Origin of the sequence: Paraburkholderia sp. EG304, from assembly GCF_046543485.1 — a bacterium.
GTDB lineage: Bacteria > Pseudomonadota > Gammaproteobacteria > Burkholderiales > Burkholderiaceae > Paraburkholderia > Paraburkholderia youngii.
On sequence record NZ_JBKGUA010000017.1, the window covers coordinates 168,117 to 177,726 of the forward strand.

The 9,610-nt window shown below is 64.6% G+C and carries 7 protein-coding genes; 4 read left to right on the forward strand and 3 right to left on the reverse strand.

Annotated features, from left to right (window positions below; genetic code table 11):
• Window positions 1-168: 168 nt before the first annotated feature.
• From ACLFKU_RS21455 to ACLFKU_RS21465, 3 genes are all read right to left on the reverse strand, one after another.
• On the reverse strand, window positions 169-519 hold the full coding sequence (locus ACLFKU_RS21455) for a hypothetical protein (protein ID WP_410850386.1): 351 nt from the start codon (window positions 517-519) through the stop codon (window positions 169-171).
• A gap of 99 nt (window positions 520-618) precedes the next feature.
• Entirely contained in the window at window positions 619-1,257 is a 639-nt protein-coding gene (locus ACLFKU_RS21460; RefSeq protein WP_368585804.1) for a LysE family translocator, read from the reverse strand.
• A gap of 187 nt (window positions 1,258-1,444) precedes the next feature.
• The gene (locus ACLFKU_RS21465; protein WP_410850387.1) at window positions 1,445-2,320 is read right to left on the reverse strand and encodes a LysR family transcriptional regulator; all 876 of its coding nucleotides are present in this window, start codon (window positions 2,318-2,320) and stop codon (window positions 1,445-1,447) included.
• Between the two features lie 160 nt (window positions 2,321-2,480).
• Here ACLFKU_RS21465 and ACLFKU_RS21470 point away from each other — a divergent pair, with 160 nt between their 5' ends.
• From ACLFKU_RS21470 to ACLFKU_RS21485, 4 genes are all read left to right on the forward strand, one after another.
• Window positions 2,481-2,915: a VOC family protein gene (locus tag ACLFKU_RS21470; protein ID WP_410850388.1), complete on the forward strand. Its 435-nt coding sequence runs from the start codon at window positions 2,481-2,483 to the stop codon at window positions 2,913-2,915.
• Window positions 2,916-3,326: 411 nt separating this feature from the next.
• The gene (locus ACLFKU_RS21475; RefSeq protein ID WP_410850389.1) at window positions 3,327-6,605 is read left to right on the forward strand and encodes an efflux RND transporter permease subunit; all 3,279 of its coding nucleotides are present in this window, start codon (window positions 3,327-3,329) and stop codon (window positions 6,603-6,605) included.
• A 23-nt stretch (window positions 6,606-6,628) separates the two neighbouring features.
• Window positions 6,629-7,855, forward strand: coding sequence for an efflux RND transporter periplasmic adaptor subunit (locus ACLFKU_RS21480; RefSeq protein ID WP_410850390.1), 1,227 nt, complete (start codon window positions 6,629-6,631; stop codon window positions 7,853-7,855).
• A complete protein-coding gene (locus ACLFKU_RS21485; RefSeq protein WP_410850391.1) occupies window positions 7,855-9,420 on the forward strand; it encodes an efflux transporter outer membrane subunit in 1,566 nt (521 codons plus the stop codon). The genes ACLFKU_RS21480 and ACLFKU_RS21485 overlap by 1 nt, the downstream gene beginning before the upstream one ends.
• Window positions 9,421-9,610: the final 190 nt, after the last annotated feature.

Here is a 9,610-nt window from a genome sequence, read left to right on the forward strand (position 1 = left end):
GTTTTCTTAATGCCGCAAGTTGACTGCGAAAGCGCGGACTTATTGCACTGCGGAATTTATTGTTGGTTTATTGCGGCGGAATTTCGTCGGCGAAGGCGATGCGCCGGATTTGAATAAACGATAATTAACGTTTTTAAATCGTCGTGGCGGATGCGATCCTGTCGGGGTTCAATCGTCGACGAAATAATGACCGATGAAGAAACAGCCGCCCGCCAGCGCAGCGCCCAGCGCCGCGACCGTATAGGCAAGCCTGACACCGTGCCACAAGCTATCGAACCATTGATGCAACTGCGCCATCAGCACTGCCGCGTTGCCGCCGATTTGCTGTAGCTCGATCTGATAGCGCGGATCGACGATGCCGTACATCGCGACCGCGCTATCGGGCGGCGGCACGCTGACGTAGATCAGCACCGCGGCGATCAGGCTGACGACCAGGATCGCCGCACCGCAGAGATAGAGCCGCTTTTGCAGCGGCGAGCGTTGGGTGGAGGAAGGTGCGTCGTGATCGTTGCCGTTCATCGTTGCGTGGGTGGGTGCGCTAGCAGCCGTCGTGGAGGGAGCCGAGCCGCCAGTATCGCAGAGCGTGGACCGGGGGCGGCCGCGCGCGCCCGGGCCACGCTAGTTCTTTGACGTCAGCAGCTTGATCCCGGCAATCCCGAACATCACCGCGAGCGAGCCATCGAGCCAGCGCCGGATCGCCGCATAAACGCGCCGCGCGGATGCCGTCGAAAACAGCATTGCGTAGCTGCTGAACACCGTCGCGCCGATCGCCATGCAGCCCAGCACGACCGGCATCACGTGCGCGGCGCCGTGTACCGGCGACATCGCGAGCGACACGATCGACAGCCACACCAGCACCGCTTTCGGATTCGTCAGGTGCAGCAAAAGGCCACGCAGATAGAGCCGCCCGAGCGGTTCGTCGACGCGCGCCGCGCTCGCGGCCGGCTTGCCGGCGCTCCACGCCGAGCGCGCGGACTTGAAGCCGAGCCACAGCAGATACAGCCCGCCCGCGATCCGGATCGCCACGAGGCATTCCGAGTAGGTGGCGAGCACCGCCGACAGCCCGAGCGACGCGAGCAGCGCCCATGAGAACGAGCCCGACACGACGCCGAGCGCGAACACCAGCGCCGCGCGCCGGCCCGCGCTCATCGCGAGCGACATGATCGCGAGATTGCTCGGGCCAGGGCTCGCGGTGCCGACGAAATAGGCGCTGTAGGCGATCAGGACATCGGCGGTGAGCACAGGGCTAGCGATCATGGCGGGCAAATGTAAGGGCGGGGCGGGTGTTCGGCAATGCCATGCAACGCGCCACACGGCCGGTTGAATGAAGCAACGATTCTGAGCGCCGTCGCGCGCCGCTCACAGATACAGTTGCGCGTACGTGTGGCAGCACACTCGCTTCGCAGCCGAATCGAGCCCGCATCGAACGCGGCGCGCCAAACGCTCAACCGTGCGCCGCGCTCGCAATACACTCCGCCAACGCATCGGCGACCACCGGGCGGCTATGCCGCGGCCGCAGCACGAGCCCGATCTCACGCTCGAAGGTCGCATCGCCGAGTTCGAGCGCCACGACGCTCGCCGGCCATTTGCCGAGCCCGGCCGTATTCGGAATCAGCGCGACACCCATGCCGCGCGCGACCAGTTGCACGATCGCCTGCAACTCGTCGAGCTCGACCGCATCGCGAACGCCGAGGCGCGCGCGCCGCAGAAAACGATCGACGAGCCGCCCGCCGAACGACGCGCGGTCGTAGCGGATGAACGGCTCGCTGCGCAGCAGTTCGTGCCACAAGCGGCCGCCGCGCGCGAGCTTTTTCGGCGCGAGCAGCACGAACGGTTCGGCGACCAGCGTGCGCCATTCGAGCTCCGACGGCAACGCGAACGGCGGCTTGATGATGACGGCAAGATCGAGCTCGCCCGCGTCGACCTGACCGAGCAGCCCCAGCGACACGCCCGGCACCACGCGAATCCGCCAGCCGGGACGGTCGTCGCGAAAGCGCGCGAGCGCGTCGGCCAGCAGCGATACCTGCGCGGACGCGATTGCGCCGACCCGCAGCATGCCGCTTTCGGCGGCGCCGCCGCTGCGCTCGGAGAGCCGCGCGTAGAGCGTCATCATTTCCTCGGCGAGCGCGAGCGTTTCGCGGCCCGCCTCGTTGAGCGTCGCCGAGCGGCCGGTGCGGTCGAACAGCGGGAAGCCGAGTTCCTGCTCGAGCCGCTGCATCTGCGCGCTGACCGCCGATTGTGTGAGCCCGATGCGCGCGCCCGCGCCGGAAAACGTGCCGTACTGGCTGACGGCGATGAAGGTCTTCAACTCGCTGAGCATGATCGATCAATCGATTTTAGTGATGGTCAGGTCAAATATATATCGTTTCTCAACATTTTTATTCATGGTTAAACTTTGGCTTATTCTGTGCCGATTGCCAGCCGTGCGAGTCGCGCCAGTCGTCACCCATCCTCACACCCACCTAGCGAGTCTTCCTATCATGAGCGTTGCCGAAACCGCTTTGCCGCCGTTCCATCTGGCGTTTCCTGTTCATAGCCTTGCCGCCGCGCGCGAGTTTTACGGCGAATTGCTCGGCTGCCCGGAAGGGCGCAGTTCGGACGCATGGGTCGATTTCAATTTCTACGGCCATCAGATCGTCGCGCATCTGGCGCCCGACGAAGTCGGTCACCGTCATACCAGCGCGGTCGATGGCGACGCGGTGCCGGTGCGCCACTTCGGCGCGGTACTGTCGATGGAGCAATGGCAGACCGCCGCGGACAAACTGCAGAAGGCCGGCATCGAATTCATCATCGAGCCGCACGTGCGCTTCAAGGGCGAGGTCGGCGAGCAGGCAACGATGTTCTTCCTCGATCCGTCGGGCAATGCGCTCGAGTTCAAGGCGTTCGCCGATATGTCGTCACTGTTCGCCAAATAGGCGTCGCGGGCGTTGACGCCGGCACACGGATAGCTGCATATGAGAAGGCCGGTCGACCATTCAGGTTGACCGGCCTTTTTCGTTGAAGGGGAATGGCCGCGCGAAGCAAAATCGACCCGTGTTGCGAATTAAACTGAAAGCATGTTTCACAATATTTCGAACCAAAGCCGTGCCGCGAATCAGCAAACGTTCCATTAACACCGCGTAAATTTATTCAACAAACGTTTGCGCTTCGCCTAATTCGCTGCAAACCCGGCGATTGCTTTGCGCCTTCAAAAATGGCGCATTTGCTTTCAACAAGCTTCCTGACAATTTCGCCATTCTCGCGCCATGCAGGCGTTGGTGCTACCGATCTAGCATAAGCGGAGATTCAATCCCTCCCTCCACCCGCATTTTCTCTGGCCCGTTTCAATGTGGATCGTCAACGTAGCGCTTAAGCGGCCATACACGTTCATCGTGATGGCGATTCTGATCGTGCTGGCGACGCCCTTCGTGCTGTTCACCACGCCCGTCGACGTGCTGCCGGAAATCAACATACCGGTCGTCAGCATCATCTGGACGTACACCGGGCTGTCGGCCGAGGACATGGCCACCCGCATCACGTCGGTCAACGAGCGCAGTCTGACCACGACGGTCAACGACATCGAACATATCGAATCGCAGTCGCTGCCTGGCATCGCGATCCTGAAGGTGTTTCTGCAGCCGAACGCGAACATCCAGACGGCCATCGCGCAGACGGTCGCGGTCGAGCAGGCGCAGTTGAAGCAGATGCCGCCGGGCGCCACCGCGCCGCTCGTCATCAGCTACTCGGCTTCGAGTATTCCGGTGATCCAGCTCGGTCTGTCGAGTCCGAAGCTCTCCGAGCAGGACCTGAACGACACCGCGCTGAACTTCCTGCGTCCGCAACTCGTGACGATTCCAGGCGCTGCCGTGCCGTACCCGTATGGCGGCAAATCGCGGCTGATCTCGGTCGACCTCGATACGCGCGCGATGCTGGCCAAGGGCCTGACGCCGGCCGATGTGGTCAACGCGTTCAACGCGCAAAACCTGATTCTGCCCACCGGCACGGCCAAGATCGGGCCGAAGGAATACACGATCGACATGAACGGTTCGCCGCCGACGCTGGAAGGCCTCAACGATATTCCGGTGCGCACCGTCAACGGCGCGACGACCTATCTGCGTGAAGTCGCGCATGTGCGCGACGGCTTCTCGCCGCAGACCAACATCGTGCGGCAGAACGGCCATCGCGGCGTGCTGATGTCGGTGCTGAAGAACGGCAACGCGTCGACGCTGTCGATCGTCGATACGTTGAAAGGCCTGTTGCCAGCCGCGCGCGCCGCGCTGCCGCCGGATCTGCAGATCACCGCGCTGTTCGACCAGTCGGTGTTCGTGAAGGCGGCGGTGCAGGGCGTGGTGCGCGAGGCGCTGGTGGCCGCCGCGCTGACCGCCGCGATGATCCTGCTGTTCCTCGGCAACTGGCGCAGCACCTGCATCATCGCGATCTCGATTCCGCTGTCCATCCTGTCGTCGCTGATCGTGCTGCACGCGCTCGGGCAGACCATCAACATCATGACGCTGGGCGGTCTCGCGCTCGCGGTCGGCATCCTGGTTGACGACGCGACCGTGACGATCGAGAACATCGAGCGGCACCTGCACATGGGCACCAATCTGCACGACGCGATTCTCGACGGCGCCGGCGAAATCGCGGTGCCGGCGCTGGTGTCGACGCTGTGTATCTGTATCGTGTTCGTGCCGATGTTCTTCCTGACCGGCGTCGCACGCTATCTGTTCGTGCCGCTCGCGGAAGCGGTGGTATTCGCGATGCTCGCGTCGTACATCCTGTCGCGTACGCTCGTGCCGACGCTCGCGATGCTGCTGATGGGCCACGCGCATAAGCCGAAGACGGGCGCGAAGCCGAATCTGTTCATGCGTCTGTATCACCGCTTCGACGCCGGCTTCGAGCGCATGCGCGCGGCCTACATCATGATCCTGAGCAGCCTGCTCGTGCGCCGCAAGGTGTTCGGCACGCTGTTCCTCGGTTTCTGCGTGCTGTCGATGGGCCTGTTTTTTGCGCTCGGCGAAGACTTTTTCCCGAGCGTCGACGCGGGCGACATCCGTCTGCACATGCGCGCGCCGACCGGCACGCGGATCGAGGAAACCGCGCGGCTCGCCGACGAGGTCGAGAAGGTGATCCGCGAAGTCGTGCCGCAGAAGGAACTGGGCACGATTCTCGACAACCTCGGTCTGCCGTATAGCGGCATCAACCTGTCGTATAGCAATGCGGGCACGATGGGCACGCTCGACGGCGAGATCCAGATCGCGTTGAACGAAGGCCACAAGCCGTCGCAGATCTACATGGACAAGCTGCGCACGATCCTGCCGCAGCGTTTCCCGGGCGTCGAGTTCTTCTTTCAGCCCGCCGATATCGTCACGCAGATCCTGAACTTCGGCCTGCCCGCCGCGGTGGACGTGCAGATCGCCGGCGCGAATCAGCAGGGCAACCTCGACGTCGCGCGCAAACTGCTGAAGCAGGTGCGGCTGATTCCCGGCACGGTCGACACGCATATCCAGCAGAAGCTCGACGAACCGGTACTCGGTCTGCAGATGGACCGCACCCGCCTGCAACAACTGAACCTGACCGCAAACGACGTCGCGCAGAACGTGCTCGTTTCGCTGTCGGGCAGCTCGCAGACGTCGCCGGGCTTCTGGGTAAACAACAGGAACGGCGTCGAATACAGGGTTCAGGTGCAGACGCCGCAGTACCAGGTGTCGTCGATCGACGAACTGTTGCGCACCCCGGTGTCGGCCACGATGAACGGCCCGACGCAACTGCTCGGCAACCTCGTGCAGGTATCGCCGAAGAGCCAGTTCGCTGAGGTCTCGCACTACAACATCCGGCCGGTGATCGATCTGTATGTGAGCGTTGAAAAGCGCGATCTCGGCAGCGTCGCGAATCAGGTCGACAGGATCGTCAACGAGGTGCGCGGTACGCTGCCGCGCGGCAGCACGATCACCGTGCGCGGTCAGGTACAGACGATGCGCAGTTCGTTCTTTGGGCTCGGCATCGGCGTCGCGATGGCGATCGTGCTCGTGTATCTGCTGATCGTGGTGAACTTCCAGTCGTGGGTCGATCCGCTGATCATCGTCAGCGCGTTGCCGGCGGCGCTCGCGGGCATCATGTGGATGCTGTTCCTGACCGGCACCCATCTGAGCGTGCCGGCGCTGACCGGCGCGATCATGACGATGGGCGTCGCGACCGCGAACAGTATTCTGATGGTCGCGTTCGCGCGCCAGCGGCTTTCGGCCGGCGCGCCGCCGCTCACGGCCGCGCTCGAAGCCGGCGCGAGCCGGATCCGTCCGGTGCTGATGACCGCATTCGCGATGATCATCGGCATGATTCCGATGGCGCTCGGTCTCGGCGAAGGCGCCGAGCAGAATGCGCCGCTCGGCCGCGCGGTGATCGGCGGCTTGCTGTTCGCGACCGTGTCGACGCTGTTTTTCGTGCCGCTCGTGTTCGCGGGAATTCACTCGTGGCTCGCGCGCCGCCATCGCAACGGCGGCGGCGATGACGGTGGAAATGGCGGCGGCAACGGCGGCAATGGCGGTGGAACAGGCGGTGATCGCGGCCGAAGCAGCGGCCATAGCGACAGCCCCGCGCCTGAACACAGCAGTGCGGCGACGCCCGCGTAAAAGTTAAACGATGGTTGACTGAGATGACCGAAAAAACTCATGCATCGCTAGGGATCCCCACGCGGGAAACCGAACAAGGGGAGCACCTGCTGCCGCCGCGCCATCGCGAATGGCGGCACGCGAAGGTCGCGATCCTGATCGCGTTCGTACTGCTCGCGATAGGCACGCTGCGCACCGTGATCGCGAACGTGATGCAAAACCGCGAAGTCACGGCGACCGCGCAGCAGAACGCCACGCAGTACGTGAACGTCGTCACGCCGAAGCAGACCGACGGCGGCGGCAACACGCTGCTGCCGGGCACGTTGCGCGGCTATGTCGAGTCGCCGATCTATGCGCGCGCGACCGGTTATCTGCTGCACTGGTACGTCGATATCGGCGCGCGCGTAAAGCAGGGGCAATTGCTCGCCGAGCTCGATACGCCGGAAATCGACCAGGAACTCGCGCAGGCTCTGGCGCAGCGTCAGCAGATCAATTCGAGCCTCGCGCTCGCGAAGAGCTCGCTGGAGCGCTGGCAGCAGTTGCGCCAGCGCGATGCGGTCTCGCAACAGGAACTCGACGAACGGCAAAGCACCTACACGCAGGACCTCGCGAATCTCGCCGCGGCCGATGCGAACGTCAAGCGTCTGCAGCAGCTCGAATCGTTCAAGCGGATCGTCGCGCCGTTTGCCGGCGTCGTCACGCAGCGCAACGTCGACGTCGGCGATCTGATCGACGCGGGCAGCGGCACGAGCCGGGCGTTGTTCGCGCTCGCGCAGTCGGACCCGTTGCGCGTCTATGTGCAGTTGCCGCAGGCCTACGCGCAGAACGTCTCGGTCGGGCAGAAGGTCGTGGTCACGCAGGCCGAGCTGCCGGGCCAGCAGTTCAACGGCACGATCACGCATATGTCCGGCGCGATCGACGTGCCCACGCGTTCGCTGCAGATCGAAGTGACGCTGCCGAATCCCGACGCGAGGCTGCGCCCCGGCGCCTACGTGCAGGTCGAGGTGCCGGCCGCCGCGCACGAACGCCTGACGGTACCGGGCAACGCGTTGCTGTTTCGCGCGGAGGGTCCGCGTCTCGCGGTCGTCGATGCGAAGGGCAACGTGAGCCTGCACAAGGTCGTGATCGCCGTGGACCTCGGACAGCAGCTCGAAATCGAAAGCGGTATCTCGCCGACCGATCGCATCATCATCAATCCGAGCGACTCGATCGCCGACGGCGATCACGTTCAGGTGCAGCCGCTGCCGAAGAACGGCAAGGAGGCGTCGTGATGTTCGCGGCTTCCCGCCGGGCGCGCCCACGTGGCACCGCGTTCACCGCGCTGAGCGCTTGCGCCGGCGCGGCATTGCTCGCCGCCTGCACGGTGGGTCCCGACTATCAGCGTCCGCAGGCCGAGGTGCCGCCCGAATGGCGCACCGATTCGTTCTGGCGCGTCGCCGCGCCGTCGCATGCGCCGATTGCGCCGGACTGGTGGACGGGCTTCGCCGACCCGACGCTCGCGACGCTCGAAACCCAGGCGCTGGCGCAGAACCAGACGCTCGCCGCGGCGAGCGCGCACTACGAGCAGGCCAAGGCGACACTCGCGAACACCAGCGCGCAGCGCGTGCCGGAAGTCGATTTCTCGGCCCAGGCCTCGCGCTTTCGCATTTCGCACGACCGGCCGCTGACCAACTACGCGACACCGACTCAATCGACGGTACAGAACAACATCCAGCTCGGACCGACGCTCAGCTACGACACCGACCTGTTCGGCCGCATCCGTCGTGAGGTGGAGGGCGCGCAGGCGTCGGCCGAACAATCGGCGGACGATCTCGCGAACGCACGCCTCGTGCTGACGACCGATCTCGCCACCGACTACTTCTCGCTGCGTGAGCTCGACAACGAGATCGACGTGCTGAACCAGTCGGTGAAGCTGCAGCAGAAGGCGCTCGATTACGTGAACACCGAGCACGACCTCGGTTCGGTCTCGGGCCTCGACGTGCTGCAGCAGAAATCGCAGCTCGATGCGACGCGCGTGCAGGCGCAACTGCTGCTGAATCAGCGCGCGCAATTCGAGCATGCGATCGCCGCGCTGGTCGGCGTGCCGGCGCCGCAGTTTTCGATCGAGCCGAAGGTGCTCGACATCAAGCCGCCGACGGTGCCGCTCGGCGTGCCGAGCGACGTGCTGCAGCGGCGGCCCGACGTCGCGTCGGCGGAACGCGCGATGGCGGCCGCCAACGCGCAGATCGGCGTAGCCAAGGCCGCGTTCTTCCCGAGCCTGACGCTGACGCCGGGCATCGGCTGGGAGAGCACCGAGTTCGCCAATCTGCTGAGCGCGCCGACGCTGATGTGGACGCTCGGCGCGGCGGTCGGCCAGGTGATCTTCGACGGCGGGCGGCGCGCGGCCAACGTCAAGTTCGCGAGCGAGGGCTACAAGGCGACCGAGGCGAATTATCGGCAGACGGTACTGAACGCGTTCCAGCAGGTGCAGGACGGCATCACCGGACTGTCGGTGCTCGATGGCGCGGCGAAGCAGTCGCGCGAGGCGGTCGAGGATGCCCAGCGGCTGCTGTCGCTCGCGAACGATCGCTATTCGGGCGGGCTCGTCGCGTATCTGAACGTGATCGACGCGCAGGAGTCGCTGCTGACGAGCGAGCGCACGGATGTGCAGATTCACGGGCAGCAGTTGACGCTGTCGGTGGCGCTGGTGAAGGCGCTGGGCGGCGGTTGGGATGGCGGCGCGCAAGGCAGTGCGATGGCCGCGAACGAGGCACATGCAACCGACGCTGCGGCGATGCCGCAGCAAGCGCCTGCCGGCGACGCGCAGCAGAAAGACATGCCGGCTCCTGCACGCTGAATCGCCGCGGCCGAGCTTCCATGCCGACCCACTGGGATCGGCGCGAAGAATCGGGGGCGTTCGTAGTGTGCTACGAATGCAAGCGCAGCGGTTGCGTGAGCAATGCTTTGTTGAAGATGAGGGCGGGCCCCTCGAAGTCGGCTTGCAGGAGTTGGCTTCAAATCACCTCAAGCTGCGCGGGTAAAGAGTC